Origin of the sequence: Acanthopleuribacter pedis, assembly GCF_017377855.1 — a bacterium.
Taxonomy (GTDB): domain Bacteria; phylum Acidobacteriota; class Holophagae; order Acanthopleuribacterales; family Acanthopleuribacteraceae; genus Acanthopleuribacter; species Acanthopleuribacter pedis.
In genome coordinates this window covers 47,789-73,176 of record NZ_JAFREP010000002.1, presented here as the reverse complement: position 1 = coordinate 73,176, position 25,388 = coordinate 47,789, and the positions used below count along the sequence as shown (strand labels likewise).

Here is a 25,388-nt window from a genome sequence, read left to right as displayed (position 1 = left end):
GACAGCGGACACCAATCGACCCACGGTTGCAATAGGAAAATAGGTCCGAAGTCCGCATGCAGCCCGCGCGTTGCCCCAACCCGCATTGCTTACAAGGAATTCTGCTACGTATCCTTGTGAGCAATGCGGGTTAGGGAACAGGAGATTGTTTGGCCAAGACGGCCAGAACCCCGGGAAAATCAAGTCGATCCAGAGATTGGGTGATGCGCGTGCATACCTCGGCACCCCATAAGGTGGTGGCATGGGGTTTTAGGGTTTGCCACAGGGTGACGGCTTCCATGTCCGATTGCTGCAAACAGGTGACAAACTTTTGGCGTAGCGGTTCGAAATCAACCCTGTCCGCGCCGTCTTCCGACGTCACAGGGTTCTCCTGCTGAGCAAGTTGGTCGGCGCGCCATTTTTCGATGGACCCCAAAAAGGCGGCATAACGCGTCTCGGCCCCGCGCAACAACCCGTCATTGAGCTGTCTCGCGCGCAACGCTTGTTCAACCTGGCCCAGGTGCTCGGCGGTGACGGTCCCGCCCAGATTCGCGGCGGCGCCCTTGGCGGCGTGAACCAGCATGACCGCGTCATCCCATTGTTGCGCGGCAACCATTTCCCGCGCGCGCGCGATGAGATCACCGTAACTCATGCGGAACTGGTCGAGTTGCCGTGTGAAAAAAGATACATCGCCGCCCAGGGCCGCCAGAACATCGGCAAACCTGGGTGCGTTGGTTTCCTCGGCGCCGGCTGTTTCAAGAACGGCCGTGGGAGGTCGAACGACCTCACCACGGGACGATTCTCGCGGCACGATCCGGCGCAACACTTCGATAACTTTGTTGATCTGGATCGGCTTGGTGAGGTAATCCACCATTCCGGCGCTCATGGCCTGGCGTCGATCTTCCCGAAAAGCTTTGGCGGTTAAGGCCACAATCGGCGGCGCGCTATCGCCCATGGCGTTTTGGATGGCCTCGGTCGCGGCAAATCCGTCCATCTCCGGCATGTGAACGTCCATGAGAATGACGTCAAAAGCGCCGCGCTTGGAAACCGCCATATCAACCGCGTTGCGCCCATTGACCGCCACGGTGATCTCGGCCCCGGCCCGGGCCAGCAACGCCGAGGCCACCTCACGGTTCACCTGAACATCTTCCACCAAAAGAATGCGAATACCACGCAATGCATCGTTCGGCGGCTTGCGCGTGGGCGGCGGCGGGTGCGCCAAACCCACCACACTGCGCAACACCCGCAGCAACACCATCGGCGTCACCGGCTTCACCAGAACATCGTGGATCACGGCGCTTTGGCTTAAGTTAACCAAACGCTCGCGGTTGTGCGCGGTGATCATCACGGTGGCGGGCGGTTTGCCACGCCAGGTCATGCGTTGGATGTGATGGAACACCTGCAAACCGTCCATATCCTGGAGGCTCCAATCGAGTAGGACCACGTCGAACCGGGCGCCCTCGCGGCAACGCTGACGCAGGGATTGAAGCGCGGTACGGCCGGAGCGTTCCCAGGTCACACCAACCCCCATGGCCCGCAACATTGCGCTGAAGGAACGCCCACTTTCGGTGCCTTGCTCCACCAGCAACACACTCATTTCGGGCAGATTCAGTTGCTCCAAACCGCACAAGGTGCGCGCACCACAAATCGCCATGGGGATGCGTACCCGAAAGGTACTGCCTTCCCCGAGTCGACTCTCCACCTCAATGGATCCATCCATTAATTCAACCAAACTCTTGCAAATGGACAATCCCAAACCGGTACCGCCAAACCGCCGCGTCATCGAGGCGTCAGCCTGGGTAAACGGCAGAAAAAGCCGCGCCACTTGATCCTCACTCATGCCGATCCCGGTATCGCTGACCTCAAAGTAGAAATCAGCCCGCTCATCGTCGCGCGCTTCCTGGCGCATGGCCAACACGACCTGACCGGCCTCGGTGAACTTGACGGCATTGCCCAACAGATTAATAAGCACCTGGCTAAGCCGCAGACCGTCACCCCTGAGGAACCGATTTAAATGGTTGGGAATATCGAACAACACTTCCAGATCTTGGTCACCCATCCGGGTGGCGGTCATCCCCGCCAAATTCTCCAAAAGTTCCACCAGGTCAAACTGCTCGTCTTCAATTTCAATCTGGTTGGCCTCAATTTTGGAGAAATCGAGGATGTCGTTGATGATGCTGAGCAGCGTCCGTGCCGAGGCGTCCAGTTTGCCGAGCATTTCGCGTTGGTATTTGTTAAGCGGCGAATCGGACAAAAGCTCGGCAATCCCAATCACGGCGTTGAGCGGCGTCCGAATTTCGTGGCTCATGTTGGCCAAAAAATTACTTTTGGCGCGGTTGGCACGCTCGGCGCGCATCGCCAAATGCGCCGCCCGTTGCTTCTGTATTTCCAAGTCCTCGGCAATCGACAGCGCGTTGCGGAATCCCCCACCCGCACGGCGCAGATTTTCAAGCCAATCGTTCATGCCCTCGGGTGCGGTTTGCGGCACCTCGTTTTCATCAATCGGCACCTCTTCACCAGTGTCCAAAAGGTAGGGTTTGGTTCTTCCCAAGGAGACGGCGGCCAGGTTAACTTCGCTTTTGAGTTCGAGAATCCGTTGCTCACGCCCCTGCATCAGACCCACCAAACGACTGCTTTCAGCGAGGGCCTCACGCAAACGGGTTTCCGCGGCCTTGCGCACACTGACATCAAAGAAAAACCACACGTACCCCATGGACCGCGCCCCCTGATCGAGCACGGGCTGACCATAGACTTCGATGGAAACGTCGTGTTTCAATTCCAGTTCCAGCGCCCAGGTGGTCGTGTTGGTCTCGAACAAGCTGTTTTTGTCCTCGCTGTTTCGCCGGACCTTGTCGCGCATGACGGCCAAAAGCGCCTCGAGGTCGGCGGCCCGCATTTCCGCTTCGCTCAAGGCCCAAATATCGAGAAAGCGCCGATTCCACCGGCAACAGGTGGCCCGACCCGGTTGCTGGAGAATGAGCATCCCGGCCGGGGATGTATCCTGCTGGGCTTGGAGCAAGGCGTTTTGGTATTTCAGGTTGTTTTCGGTGTCGATACGGTCGGTGATGTCGTAGTTGGTCCCGATCATTCGGGTGGGGTGACCCTGCTCATCGGTCAACACCATCGCGTCCGCTTTGAGGTGGCGAATTTCACCGGTAGGATAGCGCACCCGAAAAACGGTATCGAACACCGCTTCGCCCGCTATGGCGGCATTTAGGGCTGCTTCCGCGGCGGCCAAATCATCGGGATGCACACCACGAACCCAGGCATCGTAGGCACCGGAAAACGCATCGGCGCTCATTCCGTAGAGTTGGAACATGCGCTCGTCCCAAATGAGTTCCTGGGTGGCGAGATCAAAATCCCAGATGCCAATTTGCGCGGGTTGAATGGCAAGAGAAAGGCGGGTCGACATGGCCTGCAATTCGAATTCGGCGGTTTTCTTTTGCGCCAACATGCGCCGGCTTTCGGTGATGTCCTCAATAATCAGCAACAAGTAGCTTTTGACGCCGGCTTCGCCTTCAACTTGAATTTCGGTCGTGGTTTCCCGGCCCCAAAGCAGCGAACCGTCGGGCCGTTTGTAGCGCTTAACCCGGCGACCCAGGGCGTTTTCGCCCTCCAAGCTGTCAGCCGCAATGGGTTCGTCGACACTCCAAGCAGTCGGTGGCTGGGTATAAATTTCCGCCTCGGACCGCCCTAAAAAAGTGACTAAGGCGGGATTAATCTGGAAGGGACGGCCGTTGGTGTCGAGCAAGGCCAGGCCGACGGTGGCGCACTGAAACACCATCTCAAAGAGTTTTTGGTGGCGAACACTCTGAAATTCCAATTCTTTCTGAAGGCTGACATCACGCTGGGTCGCCATGATGTGGCTCACCTTGCCGTGCCGATCCAGCAGCGGGTAAAGGTTAATTTGGTTGTAGAAAACGGATTGATCTTTGCGGTAGTTGCGCAGCACGGTACTGCCCTTAAAACCCGTCTCCAACACCTCAAAGAGGTCCTGCTTGCCCTCTTGATTGGTTTCATCACCATGAAGCATGCGCACATCGCGATCCATTACCTCGGACCGCGCGTAACCGGTTAACTGAAGAAAGCGGTCGTTTACGTAACATAAATGGTAGGGCGTATCGACCTTCGCGAGGGTGATCCCGGTATCCACCCGATCAACCATTTGAGCGAGCAAGTCGCTTGGCATCTCGTTTTCCAGCGCGGCACGAAAGGTCGCCACACCCTGAAGCAAGTGTTCGTTTCCTGTAGGTACAACGGTCACGGTAAGGGTGCCCTGATGGGCGCCGGGTGCGACATAGGACCATTGATAAGACGGACCGTCCCAAGCGCCTGGATCACCCAAGGCATCCGGTACTCCCGGTTCGCCAATCAGCGCCGACCAGGTGGCGAGGTTCTCCGGTCCCTCGGTACAATCGTGCAACCGACACATCCCGGCGTTCCATTCCAGCGTTCCGCTTTGCAGGTCCAAGGTCCAACCGGCAATATCGGCGGACGCAAGCAGGCGTGACATGGGGTTGGCTTGTGGCAAAACGTGCCTCGTGTTCATCCGTGGACGGCTAACCCGCGAGTTGATCGCGCGCCGACTTCAATTCGAGGTAATTGGCGACGCGGGCACGCACCAAATGAGGGCGAATCGGCTTGTAAATAAAATCCATGGCGCCGACGGAAAGCCCCTCCACTTCTACCTCGCGTTCTTGATTAGAGGTCACGAATAAAATGGGAACGGATTGGGTAGCCGGTTTTGCTTTCAGTAATTTACACAGTTCGATACCACTCATGTCCGGCATCATGATGTCGAGCAAAATGAGATCCGGCGGATGGTCCTGCACCATCGCCAAAGCCTGCTCGCCGGAAACGGCAAACCGAATGCGGTAACGATCCTTGAGTACCGCGCTCAGAACCTGAATATTGACAGGCTCGTCGTCGACAATCAGCAGCTCGGGATTGTCCATGGACCATCCTTTTCAAGAGTCTCAGTGCCGAAAAAGCGCTGTGCTTACGAGGCTGCACACCTTCGCCGAAGGGTTCGGATCGATTCTTTTGTGGCAATGGAAGTACCCCCAGTATAGCGCCTCCTCGTGCCTTTTGGTATGACCGATTGTTCATAAAACAAAAAAAACCAATACTATTACACGAACTAAGCGCCGCTCAATTCCGCGCGCAGCTTTTCACGGAAGATCTTCGCGTTGTGACGGATATCCACGGGAAAACCCGGGTGAACGATAAAGCGCTCAATCACCGCGGTATGCTCAAACTGGAGCGCCAGTTCCCGCAATTCCGAAATGATCGCCTGCTCACTTTTTCCCGAGGCGCGGTTGGTTTCCAATTCGAGAAACACCACCGGTTCCTGCGCCGCGGCATCAGCACCCGTGCCGACCAAGGCGCTTCGGTACACATCGGGATGGCTGTTAAACACGCCTTCAACCTGAACGGTGAACAACAGCCGTTGTGCGGTTTGCACCCGGTGCGCCTTGCGCCCGCAAAACCACAGCCGTCCTTGTTCGTCGAAATAACCCAAGTCGCCCATGCGGTGGCGCACCTGATCCCCGTCTTTCATCTTGTGTTCGCGGGTCGCCTGCTCACGGTTGAAATAACGACGGGTCACCACCGGCCCCTTGACCACCACCTCGCCCACTTCACCGGGCGGCAGCGCCAGACGGTCGTCCCAGGTTTCCAACTCGGCGTCGTTGATCGCGATAATGCGGACTTCCATTTCCTCAACCGGAAACCCGACACACACGCCGCGGCCCTGATCGGTGAGGGTTTCGGTTTCCGCCAAAATCACGGCCGACCCGATGTTGCACACGGGCAGTGACTCCGTGGCGCCGTATGGGGTGAACACCTGCACGCCCTCCGGCATCAACCGCGCCATGCGGCGCAGGACGGCGGGACTGACCGGCGCACCGGCGGAGATAACCCGCCTCAACGAGGGACAGGTCACGCCGTTGGCAACGGCATAGCGGCTGACGGTATTCAGCAACGCGGGCGAACCAAACATGTTGGTCACCCCAAAATTCTCAATCGCTTCAAAAATTTTGACGGGATCCACGTCGGCGGGCCGGGTGGCGTCCATGTCGGGGACAATCGCGGTCATGCCCAGGGCGGGCGCAAACAAAGCAAACAACGGAAAGGTCGCCAAATCCACTTCGCCCGGCTGAATCCCGTAGGTTTTGCCGAGCAAGCGCACCTGGCTGTCAAAAATGCCGTGACTGTAGACGGCCCCCTTGGGGGGACCGGTACTGCCGCTGGTGAACAGAATCGCGGCCAAATCCTCGGCGCGGGTATCCGCGGTGGCAAAAGCGCCCTTGTCCCGCACGGCGGCGCACAGGTTCTGCAAGGTTTCCCCACCCCACAGCTTGCGGCCGACCGTCACCAGCTTGCGCACGCGCGGCCAGCGCAACAGCAAACGGGCCACGTGGGCTTTAGGCACCCCGACGAAGGCGTCGGGTTCCGCCTCTTCCAAACATTTTTTTAGGTTTTTCACGCCCATCCCCGGGTCCACAAACACGGGAACGGTGCCCATCTTGAATAAAGCAAAGGTCAGCGCGAAAAAAGCCAAACTGGGTTTGACCATCAACACCACGCGATCACCGCGGCGAATGCCGTACTCGGTCAGCGCCCAAGCGACCCGGTCGCATTCGCGGTCAAGCTGCGCGTAGGTAAAATGGGTGTAGGCGACGCGCCCTTCCCCGTCGCGGGTTTCCGGGAAAACCACCCCGAAGGTGTGGGGTTGTTGGGCCGCTATCTTGGGCAGGTACGCCGCGATGTTGACGAGCGCTTCGCTCATGAGGCGGCCGCGACCTCAAGCGGGTGCTCGGCGAGGAATTGGCGCACCAGTTTGAGAATTTCGTCCGAGGCGTCCTCAAGAATGTAGTGGCCGCCGTCGGGCCAGCGATGCACCTCGGCTTGCGGGAAGGTTTCGGTCCAGCGGTCGAGGAACTCGGTGGAAAACACAAAATCCTTCTCGCCCCAGCAAATCAACATCGGCCGATCCCGGAACTGGGCGGCGTTGCGCTCAACATCCTCACAAATGGCGTAGGCCGGATCACCCGGGGCCAAGGGGATATCTTGCACAAAACGCAGGGTGGCGATGCGGTCGGCCCAATTGCGGTAGGGCGCGGTATAGGCTTTTTTGAGGACGCGCGACAAGGGGCGCCGTTTGCAGCAAATTTGCGCGGCGGTCCAAGAGAAGGCGTTGAAGCCACGCACCAAAAGGGGGCCGAGCGGCGTGTTGCGCACCAGCCACAGTGCGGCGGGAAACGCCTTCTTGGGCGGCAACAAAAAGGCCGAGGTGTTCAGCACAACCAGGCGGCGGATCCGCTCGGGATAGCGGGTGGCGAAGGCCATGCCGATCATCCCACCCCAGTCGTGCAACACCAGGGTGATGTCGCGATGAATGCCAAGGTGGTCCAAAAGGGCTTCCAAGTCGTCCACCCGACTGTTCAAGGTGTATTCGTAACGGTCGTCGCCGGGTTTGTCGGAGAACCCGCAGCCGATGTGATCGGGCACGATGGTGCGGTGATCACTGGATAGTTCCTGAACCAGGTTGCGGTAGTAAAACGACCAGGTGGGATTGCCGTGCAGCATCACCACCGGTAAGCCGCGCCCTTCGTCCACGTAGTGGTAGCGCAGACCGTTGCGGTCTAAATAATGGTGCTCGAAGGGGTACAGGGCGGGATCGATATTCATGCAGCTTCTCTTTGTCTGTTCGTTGGGCGTCGGGCCGGCAGCTTACCACTGGAATCCAAGCATGGTGCAGTTCAAACCCGAACCGATGCCTAGAAAACTCACGCGGTCGCCTTCTTTGAGAAACTCGCGCTCTTCGGCGATGGCTGCCGTGATCGGCACCGAAACCGTGCCGATATTACCCAAAAACGGATAGGTCACGTAATCTTTGTTGTTGGGAATACCCAAAAATTTCAGGATCGCGTTCTGGTGCTCCGAGCCGACCTGGTGGCAAATCACCTTGTCAACGAGGTCCACGGTCCAGTCCAACCGCTTGAGAAAGGCCTTCCAGGTTTTGAGCCCCAAGGCCACCCCGTGTTTTAAAACCGCAACGGAGTCGGTGGACATCATCGGACGGAACCAGTCGGCACCCACTTGCTCGAGCCCCCAGTGACACAAATCGTGGAAACGGGGGTCGGTCAGGGTCACCCCTCCGACCAAACGGCGTCGGGGCTTGTGGGCGAAGGAACCGTCGGTCAACAAAATCGCCACCGCGCCGGAACCACCGGTTAAGGTCGCCAGACCCATTTTGAACAATTCCATGTCGTGGTCTTCAAGCATGCGTTTGATCATGGTTTCGTTGATCTCGCGAGAGGTCTCGCAAGAAACCACCATACCGGCGCGAATCTGGCCCAACTCAATGCGGTTGGCGATGTCGAGAATGCCGTTCAGCGCGCCCAAACAGGCGTTGGAAAGGTCGAAGACGGAGGCTTCCTGGGAAATGCCCAGGTGCGAGGCGATCATACAAGCGGTGGCCGGTTCGAATTGTTCGCGGCACACACCGGTGTACACAAGCGCCCCCAAGTCGGCGGCGTCTATGCCGGCCGCATCGAGCGCGCGTTTGGCGGCCTCGGCGCCGCGATCCGAAAGCGAGTCGTCATCTTTCCACCAGCGGCGTTCCTGCACACCAGTTAGTACTTCCAATTGTCCCATGCTGATATGCAGCGCTTTGTAAACGGGGCGCAAGCGCGCTTCCAGCTCGCGCGAGGAAACGATCACAGGCGGGAGAACATACCGGATGGAATCCACATAAACGCGGGAATATTTCATAACAACTCACATCATCAGGTTGGTGTCACAACGCGACGGGCCTATGCTTCCCGAGGCATTGCTTTGACGGGTTGGGTTAGGTCGCGAATCAGCCGACACGACACGGGCTTCCAAGGTAGCGGCGCAAGCGCATCGCAAAAAGCGCCTGTGTCGCCAAACACCACCCGATTCACGATTCGTGGGGATTGCAATCGGTTGTGTCGGCTCGAGAACCAACCCAAAGCGAGTATTCAAACACAATACGAGGCGACTGGGAAGGTGTCGGGCCGCCTTTTCCCAATCAAAGCCATGTTTTTTTAGAACGCCGTTCCATGTACAACCCCATTCATTTACCGCCCACCCGCGCCCACGCCGCCGCCGCGCGGCCTTCCCATCGCACCACCCCCGCGCCGCCACCTTTTTCAGGACGCCCCAACCCGCCCTTTCCCAACGGGACAGCCGCCCCGACATCGGCCGTTGTCCCCAATCGTGAACCGTGCTTGAATACCACCAACCCGTCGGGTCCCTTCTTGTTTCTCTGTTTCTTCCCCCGACGCTCGATTACCAACCCCTTACGGATCTTGAGGAGCATCATCATGAATCCCCTGAACCAACGGCTTTTTGTTGCCACTGCTTTTGTTTTGTTCAGCTTACCCCTGTGTGCCGGCTGGAAATTGGACGACGGCAAGGTCCATTTTTTTTCTGTTAAGGACAACATCGCCGCCGTGCCCGGGACCTTCGCCGTGACCGGCGGCGCCAAGGATGGTTCCTTCGAGGTGGTCGTTAACCTGGACACTTTGGACACCGCCCTACCGCCGCGGGACACCAATATCAAAACCGCGTTGTTTGAGGTGGCCAGCTTCCCCAAAATGGTCCTGAAAGGCGCCTTTCCCGCCGATCAACTGCCCAAAACCGTCGGCACCACCGCCATGGTCGACTTCAAAGCCAAGCTCCACTACCGCGGCCTCTCTCCTGAAATCACCTTCCCCATGCTGCTGATCCGCACCGACGCCAAAACCGTGCAAGCGGTCACCCCGCGTCCCGTCGCCGTCGGCATGGCCGACCTCGGTCTGACCGGCGCTCCCCTGGAAGCCATGATGAAGTTGTGCGCGCACCAGTCGATCCTGCCGATTGCCTTCGTGTCCTTCAGCGGCACCTGGCAAGCGAACTAGGCGTTTTTTGGATGAAATACGCACCCCTAGGATCAAGCGACATCGCCCTTAGTAAGGTCATCATGGGCACCTGGCAAACGGGCAAACGCATGTGGGTCGGCATTGACGACAACGAATCCATCGCGGCCCTGCGCGCGGCCTTCGACCAGGGCGTCACCAGTTTCGATACCGCGGAAGTGTACGGCAACGGCCACGCCGAACGCATCATCGCCAAGGCACTCGGCAGCCAACGCAAAGAGACGGTCTTGCTCAGCAAGGTTTTTTGCAACCATCTCAAACGCGATCAGGTGTTTGAGGCGTGCCATCGCTCGCTTGAGAACCTGGGCACCGATGTAATCGATCTTTATCAAATCCACTGGCCCGCCGGCACCTTCAACACCCCCTTGGTTCCGATTGAAGAGACGATGTCCGCCCTGGTCGACCTCAAGCAGCAGGGCAAAATCCGCGGCATCGGCGTATCCAATTTCTCGCGTGCCCAACTGGAAGAAGCGCTGCGGTTCGGACCCATCGACAGCGTGCAGCCGCCTTACTCCTTGTTCTGGCGCATGCACGACCGCGAACTGATCCCCTTCTGTCGCGACAAGAACATCGCGGTTTTGGCCTATTCCCCCTTGGCGCAAGGGATTTTGGCGGATAAATTTACCGCCGATCACCAGTTCGAGGAAGGCGATCACCGCGCCCAACACCGGCTGTTCGCACAACCCCACTGGTCTCGTGTCCAAGACGCTCTGGCACAACTTCGCCCCATCGCGGCCGATTTAGGCATCAGCATGGCGCAACTGGCACTGGCCTGGATCACCCATGGCCCCAACCATTTCGCCATCGCCGGTGCACGACGGCCCGATCAAATCACCAACTCGGCGGCGGCCGCCGCGGTCACCCTCGACAACGGCTTATGGCAACAGATTGCCGCAATCGGCGACACCGTTGCGGTCCACCTCGACGACAATCCCAAGCAATGGGCCTTCGCCAACTAACACTGTCCCCGTCGTGGGTCGCTATCACGGCCCGCGCGGTCACCCTCATGGTTGGACGGACCCGGAAAGGTTACTCCTATGGCGCACTTTTGTGAACCCTGTTACCTCGATCCTACCGCCGATTGGCGGCAACCTTTTGAAACACGTGTCGCGGGCCTTGAACCCTTCGCGGACCGGCCGGCGCTTCAGTTCGACCGTACCTTCTTCTACCCGGAGGGCGGCGGCCAACTCGGCGACGCGGGCACGGTCCGGTTCGGCGCGGAAGAACGCACCGTGGTCGACACCCAAATCGACGACAACGGAACCCTCTACCACATCTTGAATGAAGCGGCACCCGCCGACTGGTTGGGACAAACCCTATCCGCCCAGGTCAACGCCGAACACCGACGCGACATGATGCGCGCCCATTCCGGGCAACACCTGCTCTCCGCGGCGTTTCACCACACCGCCGGACTGGAGACCAAATCCGCACGGCTCGGTAAACGCACCATTTCCATCGACCTGGAAGCCCCCGATGTCAACGAAAAATCCATCGCGGCGGCGGTCGAGCAGGCCAACCGTTGGGTGCTCGCCAACCATCCGATTCGCGTCCACAACCCGGATCCCGACCAATTGGCGGCCATGCCGCTGCGCCGTCCCCCCAAGGTCACCGGCAACATTCGCGTGCTGGAAATCGACAGCGTCGACTTCACCCCTTGCGGCGGCACCCATTGCAGCGCAACCGGCGAAATTGGGGCGATTCACGTGGTGGCCAAAGAGAAGATCAAAAAGCTGGTGCGCATCCATTTCCATTGCGGTCTGCGAACCCTGGCCCACTTGGACCAACGCGAGGCGATCCTCACCGCGGCGTCCAACCACTTACAATGCGCCGTGCCTGAGTTGGCCGATCAGGTGCAACGGCTGCAGCAGGAAAGCCGCGCCTTACGCCAAGAACTGGGGAAAGCACGCACCGAGGCGGCCCGTTACGAGGCGGAACAGCTGCATCAAACCCAGCCGGCCCGCGAGGGGGAAACCACCTTCATCCGCGTGGAAAGCGCGGACATCGACAGCGCCCGGAAACTGGCCGACTTGCTCACGGCCAGGCCCGACGTGGTTGCCATGGTGAAAACCAAAGTGGCGGACGACGGTTTCTGTCGCATCGTCGTAGCACGGGGTAGCCAGGCCGAATTCGACGCGGGCGCTTGGTTCCGCGGCGAAGGCAAAAGCTTGGGTGCTCGGGGCGGCGGTCGCCCGCAAAAAGCGGAAGGAAAAATCCCCGAGACGGTCGCGGTCGACAATTTGGCCAAGTAGACCGCGCTGCTTAGGTTAAATTCTTAAACACGATCCATAAAGTAACAAAGGTTGAGTCGGTGACTCAACCTTTGTTTGGTGGCAGGCAGGAGATGTTCTACAAATCAAAGAGATTAGGAACGTCCTGTTTTTTGCTCACTTTTTTACCAGCTTTCGAACTTTTCTGTTTCTTTTGCTGAGAGCGAGCATTTTTCAGGGAATGACGGACTTTCCCCAGATAGATATTAAAAAGGTGGTCCCGATTCAAGAATGGAATGACAGGACGTGCGCGAACCCCAATTTTTCCTTGTAGCGCGAGCAAACCCCGGTGGTCGGGACTCACCTTTAAACCTTCGACAATCGCCTGGTGGGCACCGCGGCGGTTGTCGCGAAGTAGGTAAATTCGCGCTAAGTTAAAGAAATTATCGGCGTCGTAGAAGGCGTTTTCCACGCCCAATTGCGCCATGTTCAGGCCTTCCCATAGTTTGTTTTCACGCAAAGCCATTGCATAACCGAGATAGGAAAACGCACTGGACGGCAAGGCGGAGCGATCACCCAGCATTGCCTGGTTCAAACAAACCAATCCTTCATCCCAATGACCACGCTTACAGAGATCAATGCCCTCACGGGCGGCGTCGGAAAAATCGATTTCCTGTCGTGACATATTGCTCTCCAACGTAAGATGATCGATGAAACGATAACGGTTTTCAACCGATCAGACTCTTAGAGCCTGTCATTCAATATAGGTGATCCAGTAAATTATTCCAATGAAGCATCTAATAAAAGGCGAGTTTTGTCACGAATAAGCCTCAATTTCAGGAAGGGTTCTGACGTCACGCCTTTCGGAAGCGAGCATAAACCCATTTTCTTATCGAACTAGGGCTCTGAACCGGCGTTCCCTAGCGGGGAACGCACACCGCCATTTGGGGACCACCACTCAGTTAAAACTGTGAGCCGGCGGCGAACCACGACCGGCAACACTGAAGGTGTTTTGGATTTCAGCCCAGGGCAAAGGGTTGTGGCACAACCGTTTGCTCTGGGTCCCCAGGGGTTCCCGTCGTGCAGGCCGCTGAAGGCGCCGGCCAAACAAAAACCAACCGAACCCAATGGATCAACACCATCTACACCCAACCGAACCCAATGGAGCAACACCATCCAAAACCAACCGAACCCAATGGATCAACACCATCCAAAACCAACCGAACCCAATGGATCAACACCATCCAAAACCAACCGAACCCAATGGATCAACACCATCCAAAACCAACCGAACCCAACAAACCAAAACCACCGAAAAACCGATCCTGCCTCCATGAACCGCCGCGGGGCATGAACCCCAGGCGCCTCTGGTGTCAACGCCTTCAGCGTTTTCCTGTCCGTAAACCCCCGAGACCCAGGGTGCGACCATTTTCAATGGTCGTACCCGGGGCTGACCTATTGCCCTCCTTCAGAGGGCGTCCAGGGTGGCGAGGCGAAGCCTCGCATTCATTCAAAGCATGGTCCGTGGATGGGGTGGTGCGGCCCGCTCCGGTGCACGCACACGCCTCGGCGTGTGCTGAAGTGGCACGCCGGGTCGACAATGGTCCAAAGAGGGTGTTGCGGTGTGATTACATGTTGGTGGCACAACCCTTGGCGCGGCACCGCCAAACCGAAAATCTACCCAACCCCAAACCACACCCATTGACACCAACCGCGGCACCAACGATCTTTTCAGCGGAAAGGGTCGCACCGGGTCCGGGGATCAGGTTAAAATTTGCGCTTCGACGACGGGCCGCGGCACGGCGGGCTCCACCAAAACCACCAACCTGGGAGTGAATCCTCGCTATGAACCAACCCATGACCCTTTTGGCTTTTCCTTTTGCAGGCGGCAATCGCTTTTCCTACCGCGAAATCATTGACCAGCTCCCCGGCGATATTCACGTTCACGCCTTTGATTACCCCGGTCACGGCAGCCGTTTTAAAGAACGACCCCTCGACGACCTCGCCGCCGTCACCGACGACGCCCTCGCCCAGGTTCAAGCCTACCTCAAACCGCCCTATGCCTTGTTCGGCCACAGCATGGGCGCCCAAGTTGCCTTTCTGCTCATGCACCGCATCCTCGCGCTGGGCTTACCCGCGCCGCGCAAGTTAATTGTTACCGGGCGCAAGGCCCCTGAACACTGGCATCGCGAGGAACACATCCACGGCCTGTCCAAGGACGCTTTTTTTGCCAAGGTCGAGGCGCTGGGCGGCTTACCACCGGCCTTCCTCGCCAATCCCGAACTGCGTGATTTGTTTGAACCCATCCTGCGCGCTGATTTTAAAGCGATTGAATTGTTTCCCACCAACCGCGGCCCCTATCCGGTCAACCTGCCGATCATTTCCATCACCGGCACCGAGGAAGCCATGACCGACGATGAAATTCAGCACTGGCAACACGAAACCACCAAACCCCTGGTGGTGCATCGCATCGAAGGCGGCCACTTCTTCCTGTTCAAACAACGTGCGCCATTTTGTCAATTGCTTGCCGACCTGTTGCGTTAGCCGGCATTGCTTTCAAGAGCAAGTTTAGGAAAGGCTGGGCCCCACCGCTTGCGTGAGTTTGCTAAACAAGGCCACCGTTTCCCGTTTGTACAGTGCCGCGGTTGCTTGATCCCGGGTCAGCGGTTGGTTGAATAAGTAGCCCTGCACCAAATGGCAGTGTTTGTCCCATAAATACAGAAGCTGGGCCTCATTTTCGATGCCCTCCGCGACCACACTCAATCCCAACTGATCCGCCATGGCCAGGATCGCCGCCGTAATGGCCGCGTTTTCCTGATTCTCGGGGATGTCTTTGACAAACGAGCGATCTATTTTCAACGAGTTCAGCGGGAAACGGTGCAGGTAACTCAGCGAAGAGTAGCCGGTCCCAAAATCATCGATCATGATTTGGACGCCGATATCTCGGAGCGACTGGAGCATGGCCACATTGGCCGCCACGTTCTCCATCAAAATGCTTTCGGTAAGTTCCAGTTTCAGCAGTTCGGGCGGTAACCCGGTACGTGCCAGCACCCCGCGGATTACGCCGTTGAGATCCTGATGGTAAAACTGCTGCGCTGAGACATTGACCGAGACGCTCAGTTGGTCAAAACCCATTTGATGCCAAGCCGAAAGCTGGGTGCAGGCCTGTTCCAAGGCCCACTGACCGACCTCGACGATGGTGCCCATGTCCTCGGCCATGCTAATGAAGCGATCCGGGGGAATCATGCCGTGACGACCGTGGTCCCAGCGCAACAGCGATTCAAAGGCCGCGATCTCACCCGTTTCCAAGCTGACAATCGGCTGGTAGAACATGTGGAATTCGCCCCGTTCCAGCGCACGCCGCAGATCCGTTTCCAGGGCCAAGGTCCCGGGTGTGTGGGTTTGCATGGACTTCTCGAAAAAGACCACGCGGCCTTTTCCCATCGATTTGGCGCGGTACATGGCCACATCGGCGTCGCGGATCAGTTCCTCCGCGCTGGGGTAATCCGAGCGCCACACCGCGATCCCGAAACAGGCCGATATGTACACCTCGTGGCCGTCTAATTCGAAGGGCACCGCCAAGGCGTCGAGCATCGCCTGAGCAAAATCCTCGGCCTCACGGTCCCCTTCCAAATCCTCCAACAGCACCAGAAACTCATCGCCTCCCACGCGCGCAAAGGTATCGATCCGCCGCACGCAATTTTGCAAACGTTCGCTGACAGCCACCAACAATTTGTCCCCGAGCAGGTGGCCCAGAGAATCGTTGACCGGTTTGAAGCGGTCGAGGTCGAGCGCCAACAGGGCAAAACGTTCTTCCGGATGGCGTTTGATGCGCTCGACCGCGTGGGCCAAACGATCCATCAATAAGCCGCGATTGGGCAGCCCGGTCAGGCCGTCGTGGGCCGCATCGTGTTTCAACTGTTTTTCCGCATGGCTGCGTCCCAGGAAATTGGCCAGCATGGCGCCGACCGTGCGCACGATGCGTTTGTCGTCTTCACCCCAATACCGACAGCCGGTTAAATCGGCAATCCCGATGTAACCCCAACTACCGCGCTCCTTGGCCGCAACCGGCATCAGCAGCAAGGCACGGAGACCCAGCGCTTCCATAAAGGCCGCCGCCGGCTCCATGCCCTTTTCCAGGTCGGTGCAATTGTCAACCACGATTTTCCGGCGCCGCACGATGCGTTCGTGTAAGCGGGGGAACCGGGTCAGGTCTAACTCAACGGGATCGGGAACGGTCACCGCGACGTCGGGACAAGTCCACTCCAGGATTTTGCTAACGCTTTTGTCCTGCTGGTTAAAAATACCGACAAAGGCGAGATGGGTCCCGGTCACCTCGCCCAGAAGCCGCACCGCTTGGCGCAAGTCGGGATAGTGAATGGTGGAAAACAGGTTGGAAATACGCGCCACCGCCTCTTCAATCATCAAACTCTGGCGCAACTTCTCTTCCACATGACCCCGCTCCCCCACCTCCTCTTCCAACCGTTTATTCACCTGGCAAATCTCTTGAAAACGGTTTTCGAGGGCCATGTGGGCATGGGTCAGGGCCAAACTCTTGCGGTTGAACTGTTCACCGTAGCGATAGGCGGCAAAACCCCCAAACAACAACACCGCCAATACCGACAAAATGGAATGGAACCGTGCCGATTCCGTCTCGGCGCTGATCCAGGCCATGCGCTCTGAAAATGCCGCGGCGCGCCGCGTGCGAAACGCCGAAACCCGATCAATCAAACCATCGGCAAGGGCGTCCAGTTCGGCCCGGCGCGGGTCGGCGGGGTCGATTTCGGTCGTACGACGATCCGACAGCCATTCCATCCCGTGGCGGGCAAAGGTGGAGGCTTCTTTGTGAATCTGAAACACATCGCGATCCCGCGCCGCCAACTCGAGGCGCGCAAAAGCTTCCTCCACGGCGAGAATCCGGGCACGGGCATCCATTAAACGCTGGTCGTCAACCGGCTCGGGGTTCACAAAATGATCGTGCAACGCGCGCAGGCGCTGCTCCATTTGGTAGGTCTGTTCCAACACCTGAAAACGCGGATCGTTTAATTGCTCGATGTGGCGGCCGTTCTGATAGGCAACGCGGGCATGCCAAAGCGTGACCAGCAACGCCGGCACCAACACCAAAAAAAATCCTAGGAACAAGTCCTTGCGCGATCTCATAACCCGCCTCGCCGTCTCCGAGTGGCCATCCTCATTCGCCCACCTTCCGCGTGACGTCCCCAAGCGCCAACCCGAAACCCATCATCCCGAACCAAAGCCCAACGGACGCCGCGACTCGCCGACCGCCTCATGGGAAGCGCCGGGCACAGCCCGCGTTGGGCAAAGACAACAGATGCGTGCAACGGGTTTTTCGATTCTAACCTGAGGCCGCGACTTGGAGCGAGAGAATTCATAACCGAAGCAAGATTCGCCGGCGATGGGAAAATTCACATTATTTGGCAAATCATCCGACTTCCGCGGCATACGGGGTCGCGATCACCCTTCCCAATCGGTGCGTTAGGTCAAGAGACGGAACAACAAAAAGGCACCGACGTAGTTCCCGAGATTGGAGCCAAGGTGACTCATCACCACCACGAGCAGGGTGCGGGTCAAGGGATTGGCATAGATACCGCGCACGCTGCTGAGGTCGATCGGGATGCGTTCACAATCGGTCACCCGCGGCCGCCGACGCCAACCTTCGACCAAACCCACCACCACCGCGGTACGCAGGAGCGGACTTAAAACGGTAAAAGGCGTCACCAGCAAACCCGCCGTAAACGCGGCCAAGGTGGGACGCGCCGGGAGCATGAACAACCCCGTGCATAGCCAATTGGGAATGGCCCAGGTCAACAGAATTTCACGAAAGGATAGGTCACCGCGGCCAAAGAACCCATAGACCAACAAGCCGATGAGGAGCGCGCTCACCATCCAAGGGAACACCCGTACCCACCACGGGGGTTGCGGCATACCGGCAAGGGCATCGCGATCAACCGGGGTTTCGAAGTGGCGGGCCACCGCGGCCAAGCGTTCGGCCGGAATCAAGGCCACCACGTGGTCGCCCTCGGCGCGGCGAATCGAGTCCATTAAATATTGATCCGACTCGTCAAAAAAGGGTTGGGCGACCTCGGGCAAATGGGCACGCAGGGCGCCGTGCATCGATTCGGCGGGTAGGCTGTCTGGCTTGCGGCGCCAAACCAGGGCACGCAACAGTTGCAACAGGGTTTTGGCACGGCGGTTGGGTGACAGTTCCCGCCAGCTCCGTTTCAGGGTCACCTGGAGATCGCGCTCCCCAAAAACCAACTTGGCGCCCATTTCCTGCGCCACCTCCATGCGCGCCAGCATTTCCTGACCCAGCCGCACGGCCACATCTTTGCCCTGCCGGTGTTGAAACCAGGCGGCGGCCACATTGCCCAGCAACATCAAAAAGCGGCCTTGACGCAAGACGTCGATCACTTTGAGGCGACGCCAAAACAGATCGTCGGTAAGGATTTTGAAGCGGGTTTCGCACAAAGCGACACACACGGTATCGGGATTGAGCGCGGCGATCTTTTGGTCCACGGCTTCTAAGTCGGCGGTGTCGTGATCCGTGAGGCCCACCAAGGAAATCAGGCGATCCCCGTCCTTGATTTGCAAAAAGGGCGGATCGCCGGGCGGGTGGTCGGCGGGGTTGGGCGGTGATAAAGCAGCGGTCAAAACAACAACTCCGTGGCGGCGGTCCGGCGGTATTCTAACCGAAGCCCGTGGAACTTGGAAAAAATAGCCGGGTTGGGGATGGATTTCTCCCACCGGCGCACCTCAAACGGAGGGAAACCCCTATTCGGGTGACCCAACACTCAGTATGAGGGTTCCCGACGAAGGGGCCGCCTTCCCAGGTACCACAAAGAACGCGGCAACCAAAAATTTACCGGGAAACCAAGGATGATCCCGCGCCGCATCCTCGAGAAAAAGCCAGGTAAAATTCAAGTAAACGAGGAACCTTTTTTGTCCAACTCTTGATAACATACGGCAACTTATCAAAGCGCAAGAACGGCTAAGCGTCGGGCATTAAAAACAAGGCTCGCCTTAGGTCAAACAACAAAGTGACGAAAGAAAGACACCTTTTCTGACCGATACAGAGGGTCACGAAAACACAAAAACCCGCAACCCGCGCGTTACTTAGTATGCTTTTTTTAATTCATTGCTGCCTTCACCGCGAAGGCCTGCACGCGGCGCATCCCTAATTGAGTCCATGGCAAGGTCGGCAAAAGCCTTTGATTCAGGACGATCCGAACCTGATCACTCGGCATTAAGCGGCGGAAGCGTTCTTGATGATCACGAACCTCGGCCGAATCACCGAATATTTTGCCATCCCGCGGCGATTCCGAGAAGCGGCCCAATTCTTAAAAGTACCGTCCGTTTCGCTCCATTCGTTCGATAGAAAAAGAGGGTTAAAAAGGGTGCCGAAGAGGGAGAATTCTCCGGCACCAAACACCATCGAAGAAAAGAACGAGGACGAGAACGAAGGAAGTAAGGACACTATCCCACGGGAGTTTGCTTAGTCTTTATGGGTTAAAGGTTAGGCACCATCCTACTGCCAAATGCAAAATCTCTCAAGTGAAATTTTCCCTTAAAAAACTTCACAACAACTCACCAAGCCTCAAAAACCGAAGTTTTTAAAATCTCAATTTAACCAAACGTTCAAACTTTCAATCTGTTTCTCGTGGAACCGCTACCCAAGGTTCCGGTGTAACCATGATGAAGGCTAATCTCCTCATCCTTTTTCTTAAGATCCGTCCCCGGATTGCATCATGTTTTGCGCGTAACCCCATAACCGAAGGCCCGCCTCCCTGCCCCTGGTTTCACCCATTGCCGCCCGAAAACCTGAAACCACCGGCCCAACGGTTCATTGCCAGACGGAAACCCTGGTTTTCTGAAATTTTTCACGACCAAACCTTTGTCCTGGTTCGTCGTAAAAACACCACCAAACCACGCGGTTTCTCCTATGCCTAGCTTATTTTCCCGCTTATCCATCATTTGAAGAGAGGTTCCCATGACGCAGTCGACCCCCAGCCCGGACAACCAACCCGGTCCCGTCACCCGTTTGCTCAACCACTGGCAACAAGGTTGTCCCGAGGCGTTGTCGCAACTGATCCCCCTTGTTTATGACGACCTGCGCCGCATGGCCAACGCCCACCTGTACGGCGAAAACCGTTCCGCGCTCCAGCCGACCGCATTAATTAATGAACTCTACCTGCGCCTGCAACAAGCGGCCCATTACGATATTCAAGACCGCACCGATTTTTTCCGTTTTTCCAGCGCCTTGATGCGCCGCATTTTGGTGGACGAGGCCCGTTACCGCTGTGCCGCCAAACGCGGCCACGGCAAACCCATGCAATCGATTGACGATCCCAACTTCTTTAAATTGGCCAACGGTGAAACAGTTCAGCCCGAAACCTTGCTGAGTATTGACGAGGGCTTGCGTGCTTTGCAGAAACGGCACCAGCGCGCCGCCAAGGTTTTGGAGATGCGGTTTTTCGCCGGGTTCACGGTGAAGGAAATCGCCAAAATCCTCGACGTCTCCCGCGCCTGCGTGCTGCGCGACTGGCAACTGGCCCGCCAATACCTGGAACCCCGCTTGAGCCCCGGCGATCCCAACGCCGAGGAAAAACAAAGCGCGTAGCCCGCATTTCTCACCTGTATCCTGCTTCGCGAGCCAAAAACCTTGCTATCACCGCGTTTGCTCCCACCGTTGCATGGCAACGGTGAGAACCGGCCTTCGACGTAGCGCTGCTACGCCGAATGGTCGGACCCCTGTGTCCGGTTTCGGTCGCAAGCCTTGTGCTACCAAACTTTTTGACACGCTCGCGACGAAAACTGGTGAGAAATTCGGGCTAGCCCGGTCCAACCTAAAGGAGCAAGGATGAACACCGCCCGTCCCATCCCAGCCGATCCCGACGCCACCGTGGACAACCTGGTCGAAGCCGCCTTCGATTATCCACCCCAACAGCAGCGCCTGTTCCTAGAAAACCGCTGCCGAAACCAGCCCAAAATCCTGGCCCAGTGCCTGGCTTTACTTGGTTTAGATGAAGTTGATTCGGTGCTGTGCAGCAACCTCGATGTGGAATACGCCCACGAAACCCGCGGCGGCATCGCGGCCTTGACCGACCGCTACCAACTCGGCGGCGTGGTGGCGCGCGGCGGCAGCAGCAAGGTGTATTACGCGCGTTGCCGCGCGACCAACCAACCGGTCGCACTCAAACTCCTCAAGGCCGGGCCGGCCCACGTCTCATGGCGGCAACACTTTTTGCGCGAACAAAACCTGCTGGCGCGCCTCGACCATCCCAACGTGGTGCGCTTCCACGACGCGGGCCAACTCCCCGGCGGGCAATTGTACGTGGCAACGGAATTCATCGCGGGCGATTCCTTATTGCACCACTGCGACCGGCACCAACTGGACCTGCTGCAACGGCTGCGTTTGTTCCGCAAATTGTGCGCGGCGGTGGGCGATCTACACCAGCAGCGCCTGATCCACCTCGACCTCAAACCGGACAACATCTTGGTCACCCCGGAAGGCCGGATCAAACTGATCGATTTCGGCTTGGCCCAACTGAATCCCTACCATAGCGACTGGATCCACGGACAACCGAGCATGTTGACCTGTGAATACGCCGCCCCCGAACTGCTGGGCGGCGAAGGCTTTAACCACCAAAGCGACATCTACGCGCTGGGCGTGGTGCTCTACGAATTGCTGTGCGGGATTCACCCGTTCGAGGGCGTTTCCACCTACGACTTGGTCCACAAACGCCGCGAACAAGCGGTGCTGGCACCGAGCACCTCGCTCAAGCTGCTGCGCATCAACGAAAAAGGCCGCGCGCGTCTGCGCGGTTTAACCAAAGCACGACGCATGCAGGGCATCCCGGTTGGCGAATGGATCGCACCGGATTTAGACGCGGTGGTCCTAAGGGCCATGCATCCCAACCACGAGGAACGCTTCAGCGACACCAAACAACTCAGCCAGGCGGTATTGCGCCACCTGCTCGGATTCACCACCCCGAAACGGGGTAACCGCTTGTGGCAACGCACCTTGGCGTGGCTACGCCGCTTCGATTTGGTCGCTTAGGAAGATTTACCGCGGTGAATGGAACCGATTAAGGTGTGCCTGTCCGCATTGTGAACATACCTTCCTCGGTGTCAAACACCAAGTGCTTGTCCTGGTGGCGGGCCAGGACAATGAGGCTGTCGCTAACGGGAAACAGCTTGCCGTTTTCGAGCTTGTAGCGTTTGCGCGTGACCTCGCCAGATACCGAGTCCCTGGGATATAGATCGAAGTACACGGCATGGGCATCCGCAAAAACCCCGTGAATCAGCGATTCGAAGGGGTTCCTTCGATACTGCCGGCTGGACTTTTTTCGTTGCACCGGTTCACGTTCAGGCAAGTGGCGCTGTACTTTTTGGAAGGTAGCATCATATTCAACCACGGAACCGGTTTTACTGTGCAACGCAAAGAAGGCCTCGCCATTCGCATAAAAATATACCGTGTGGTGCTTTTCGGATTGAAATTGGTGCACCGGCAAAAATTCTTTTCTTTCTAAGTCAAGAAAGGACAGGATATGCAGCCCTTCTTCGTCCTTAAAGCGACAAAGAAACCGGCCCTCTGCTAAAGCTTGGGTACCATACCAAAGCATACTTGCCGGGCGTCCCTTAAATGATTCGAGCTTAATCGTTTCTCTGAATTCGCGCTGGGCGGTTACATAATAGGCAAGCTTGTTTTTCATAACTAAAAAGCCGTCTTTGTAAGGAAAGACCTTTCTGGCGGCAAAAATTTTCAATCGTGGGTCGTCGATTTCATGGACTTGGCCGGCTTCGAGATCAATCAAGCACAATTTGGTTTTCATCTGAGAAAAGTTGAGCACGGCAAGATGGTTTCCGTTTTGTGCGGCACCATGAAGGTTTTGGACAAAGTAATCATCCAACGGGAAGGCTTCGCTGCTCAAATCCGAGAAGCAAAGTGAAAGGAGAAAGAGCGTAACAATCATAAATACAACCCTTTTGGCTGAATCAAAACAGACCCGGAGCCAGTCCGGGTCGCGCTTTAAACGCTATACCAAGATCAGTAGTTTTGCAGTTCGCATTCAGCCCAATCTCGTTCGATCATTTCCCAGGTTTCTTCATCACATGGCGACGGAAAGGTCTGTACCGAACAATCGTAAATTTCCTCGAGAATGTCAAGACAGTCGGGCGTGCTGTCCGCAAGCATCACAAATGACAGAGAAGATAGAAATAGAAGAAACGCGATAACCTTTTTCATGGAATCAATCACCGATAGCGTGACGAAAACGAAGACGCGAACAATCGAACCCCGTCTGTCCTCGTCGTTGATTAGGGCGCCTCAAACGAGGCAGGCCTGATTCCAACATATCAATCACAGAACTGTCTATTGAAAAAAAATCACAGTAAACCGTCAAGTCTCTCAAAAGCAGCTTACCTCTTCTAAACCCGAATCCAGCCAAACAAGCACAGATAATTATCTTGTCTCCATTGCTGCTTTGGAAAACAACACTGTTTAAATTTAGAACCGTCCTTTGGCGAACCATAGGTTGGTTCCGTCTCATCGCGTCACGCTGTTCCCGCGGTAATTTTTCGCGTCGCGAATTGATTAATCCGGCCGGCCCGAGACCGTGATCGTGTTTGGGAACCTGACCGTCGTCTCGAGCACGCCTGTCCCTGTCCCACCCACGAGCACGCTTTTCTTTTTTCTGGTTAGGAACCTCCGGCGGGCCGGAAGCCCTGGTACTGCCAGGTGCTGCCCGGCGCGCTCGCGCCCCGGTAGGCGGACCGGCAGATCCTCGCGCCGTTGGAGAAGCTGCCACCGCGCACCACGCGCTTGCCGCCTCCCGCGGCGCCGACGGGATTCATACCATCTTGTGGGTCATAAGAACCGTACCAATCTGCGCACCATTCCAAAACATTGCCATGCATCTGATAGAGACCCCAGGGATTACACGGCAGATCCTTAACCGAAACAACCTGGTCGCGATAAATTTGATCAGGTTTGTTTTGCCGATACCGATATCGTCCATCAAAGTTGACCTGAGCCGTGTCAATCCTTTCACCGAAAGAAAAAGGTGTTTCGGTTTCCGCCCTAGCGCCCGCCACTGAGAACAAAATGCGGTCACATCGAAAAAGGAGACCGATTCAACGGGAAAGTCTTCGCCTGGGGATCGGCTGGGATTGTCACCCATTACGGCCGACCACAACGCCTGGGGGCAAGCCGTATCGGCGAGCCAAAAGCCTTTGGTGAGGGTGATTTCCCGTTGATCCTCATCGTCTGATCGCCCATGTTCCGTCGCGGGCGAACCCATGGTGAACTGTCCCGGTGGGCACCAGCGGAAGGTTTGGTCCACGCCGGCGACCTCGACCGTTTGCCAAATGCCGTAGGCGTCCCGGCCGTATGCGATGGTGCTCGGGTAGGGAAAATCGTCGGGTGGGGCGATGCGTCGCACCCGTGTTACCGCCATCTTGCCTTCCCCTTTTCGTCGCCTTTGATCATGATCAACTGCATTCGTTTCACACCGGTGTCTTCGTTAGCAGCGGGCGGTTTTTTTCTTGCGGCCGAGGCGGTTTTTTTCTTCGAGTTTGGCGATGTAGGTGGTAGCCAGGTGGACTTTGCACTGGGTTTTGCCCATGTCGACGTTAACCTTGCCGATTTTGGCGGCCACCGTTTTGGCTTGCTCAAGCAGTGGGATGGTGAAGGCGGCGGCGCCGAGCACAAACCCGTTCATGGCGTAGCGGGTTCGGTTGGGGCAGTCGTGGATGGTGTCGCCGACCCGGGTTAGCAAGGTTTCCAGTGTTGCGAAATCGAGTTGGTCGTCGGGTGTGATCGAGAGGCAATGGGTCAAGGTGGCCCAGCCCGCCGCGCTGACATGGTCGCGGTCGTCCTCGATCCAGCGCAGCGCGACGTCCCAGCCGTTGCCCGATTCCGCCGCCACGCCCGCGACCGAATATTCCGAGATCCAGAACCAGAAGGCTCTGTCGGCCCAGGCGTCGAGGTCTTGTTCCGTGAAGGTTTTGGGGTCGGCGGCCAGGCCCGCCAAATATTGGGCGTCGGCGTTGCCGGTGTCGAACAAGGCGCGCACCAGGTCTTGGTCTTTTTTGATCCCTTTGACCATTTTTTTGAGTTCGCCGACACGCACCCCGAAGGCCTCGCCCTCGTAGCCCTGGTTGCGGTAAATGCGCAACGCGTCCTCGTTGCTCTTGGCCTCTAGCTCGGCCATCACGGTTTCCAATGTGGTCATCC

Annotated in this window: 17 protein-coding genes; 6 read left to right on the top strand and 11 right to left on the bottom strand. The window is 57.3% G+C overall.

Features of this window, described 5'->3' with window-relative positions:
- Positions 1–130 precede the first annotated feature (130 nt).
- The 5 genes from J3U88_RS02185 to J3U88_RS02165 form a co-directional block, all read right to left on the bottom strand.
- Positions 131–4,510: a response regulator gene (locus J3U88_RS02185; protein ID WP_207856488.1), complete on the bottom strand. Its 4,380-nt coding sequence runs from the start codon at positions 4,508–4,510 to the stop codon at positions 131–133.
- A gap of 28 nt (positions 4,511–4,538) precedes the next feature.
- Positions 4,539–4,934, bottom strand: coding sequence for a response regulator (locus tag J3U88_RS02180; protein WP_207856487.1), 396 nt, complete (start codon positions 4,932–4,934; stop codon positions 4,539–4,541).
- 185 nt (positions 4,935–5,119) lie between these two features.
- Positions 5,120–6,769, bottom strand: coding sequence for a fatty acid CoA ligase family protein (locus tag J3U88_RS02175; RefSeq protein WP_207856486.1), 1,650 nt, complete (start codon positions 6,767–6,769; stop codon positions 5,120–5,122).
- Positions 6,766–7,671 (bottom strand): alpha/beta fold hydrolase, encoded by a 906-nt coding sequence (locus J3U88_RS02170; protein ID WP_207856485.1) that lies wholly within the window; start codon positions 7,669–7,671, stop codon positions 6,766–6,768. The genes J3U88_RS02175 and J3U88_RS02170 overlap by 4 nt, the downstream gene beginning before the upstream one ends.
- A gap of 42 nt (positions 7,672–7,713) precedes the next feature.
- Positions 7,714–8,757, bottom strand: a complete 1,044-nt coding sequence (locus tag J3U88_RS02165) for a 3-oxoacyl-ACP synthase III (protein ID WP_207856484.1) — start codon at positions 8,755–8,757, stop codon at positions 7,714–7,716.
- A 575-nt stretch (positions 8,758–9,332) separates the two neighbouring features.
- Here J3U88_RS02165 and J3U88_RS02160 point away from each other — a divergent pair.
- From J3U88_RS02160 to J3U88_RS02150, 3 genes are all read left to right on the top strand, one after another.
- On the top strand, positions 9,333–9,908 hold the full coding sequence (locus tag J3U88_RS02160; RefSeq protein ID WP_207856483.1) for a YceI family protein: 576 nt from the start codon (positions 9,333–9,335) through the stop codon (positions 9,906–9,908).
- Between the two features lie 11 nt (positions 9,909–9,919).
- Positions 9,920–10,885, top strand: coding sequence for an aldo/keto reductase (locus J3U88_RS02155; RefSeq protein WP_207856482.1), 966 nt, complete (start codon positions 9,920–9,922; stop codon positions 10,883–10,885).
- Between the two features lie 78 nt (positions 10,886–10,963).
- The gene (locus tag J3U88_RS02150) at positions 10,964–12,175 is read left to right on the top strand and encodes an alanyl-tRNA editing protein (RefSeq protein ID WP_207856481.1); all 1,212 of its coding nucleotides are present in this window, start codon (positions 10,964–10,966) and stop codon (positions 12,173–12,175) included.
- 97 nt (positions 12,176–12,272) lie between these two features.
- Here the strand turns inward: J3U88_RS02150 and J3U88_RS02145 are convergent, their stop codons facing one another.
- A complete protein-coding gene (locus tag J3U88_RS02145) occupies positions 12,273–12,728 on the bottom strand; it encodes a hypothetical protein (protein ID WP_207856480.1) in 456 nt (151 codons plus the stop codon).
- 1,250 nt (positions 12,729–13,978) lie between these two features.
- On the opposite strand from J3U88_RS02145, the gene J3U88_RS02140 reads away from it, so the two are divergent.
- Positions 13,979–14,677, top strand: coding sequence for a thioesterase II family protein (locus tag J3U88_RS02140; protein WP_207856479.1), 699 nt, complete (start codon positions 13,979–13,981; stop codon positions 14,675–14,677).
- A 24-nt stretch (positions 14,678–14,701) separates the two neighbouring features.
- Here J3U88_RS02140 and J3U88_RS02135 read toward each other — a convergent pair whose 3' ends face one another.
- Both J3U88_RS02135 and J3U88_RS02130 read right to left on the bottom strand, forming a co-directional pair.
- Positions 14,702–17,293 (bottom strand): putative bifunctional diguanylate cyclase/phosphodiesterase, encoded by a 2,592-nt coding sequence (locus J3U88_RS02135; protein WP_207856478.1) that lies wholly within the window; start codon positions 17,291–17,293, stop codon positions 14,702–14,704.
- A gap of 336 nt (positions 17,294–17,629) precedes the next feature.
- Entirely contained in the window at positions 17,630–18,805 is a 1,176-nt protein-coding gene (locus J3U88_RS02130; RefSeq protein WP_207856477.1) for a hypothetical protein, read from the bottom strand.
- Positions 18,806–20,141: 1,336 nt separating this feature from the next.
- Between J3U88_RS02130 and J3U88_RS02125 the strand changes: the two genes are divergently transcribed.
- Positions 20,142–20,771, top strand: a complete 630-nt coding sequence (locus J3U88_RS02125) for an ECF-type sigma factor (protein WP_207856476.1) — start codon at positions 20,142–20,144, stop codon at positions 20,769–20,771.
- Between the two features lie 240 nt (positions 20,772–21,011).
- Positions 21,012–22,211, top strand: coding sequence for a serine/threonine protein kinase (locus J3U88_RS02120; protein ID WP_207856475.1), 1,200 nt, complete (start codon positions 21,012–21,014; stop codon positions 22,209–22,211).
- A gap of 28 nt (positions 22,212–22,239) precedes the next feature.
- Here the strand turns inward: J3U88_RS02120 and J3U88_RS02115 are convergent, their stop codons facing one another.
- From J3U88_RS02115 to J3U88_RS02105, 3 genes are all read right to left on the bottom strand, one after another.
- Positions 22,240–23,127 (bottom strand): hypothetical protein, encoded by an 888-nt coding sequence (locus tag J3U88_RS02115; protein WP_207856474.1) that lies wholly within the window; start codon positions 23,125–23,127, stop codon positions 22,240–22,242.
- A gap of 724 nt (positions 23,128–23,851) precedes the next feature.
- On the bottom strand, positions 23,852–24,247 hold the full coding sequence (locus tag J3U88_RS02110) for a formylglycine-generating enzyme family protein (RefSeq protein ID WP_341535170.1): 396 nt from the start codon (positions 24,245–24,247) through the stop codon (positions 23,852–23,854).
- Between the two features lie 428 nt (positions 24,248–24,675).
- Positions 24,676–25,386, bottom strand: coding sequence for a DNA alkylation repair protein (locus J3U88_RS02105; RefSeq protein WP_207856472.1), 711 nt, complete (start codon positions 25,384–25,386; stop codon positions 24,676–24,678).
- Positions 25,387–25,388 lie beyond the last annotated feature (2 nt).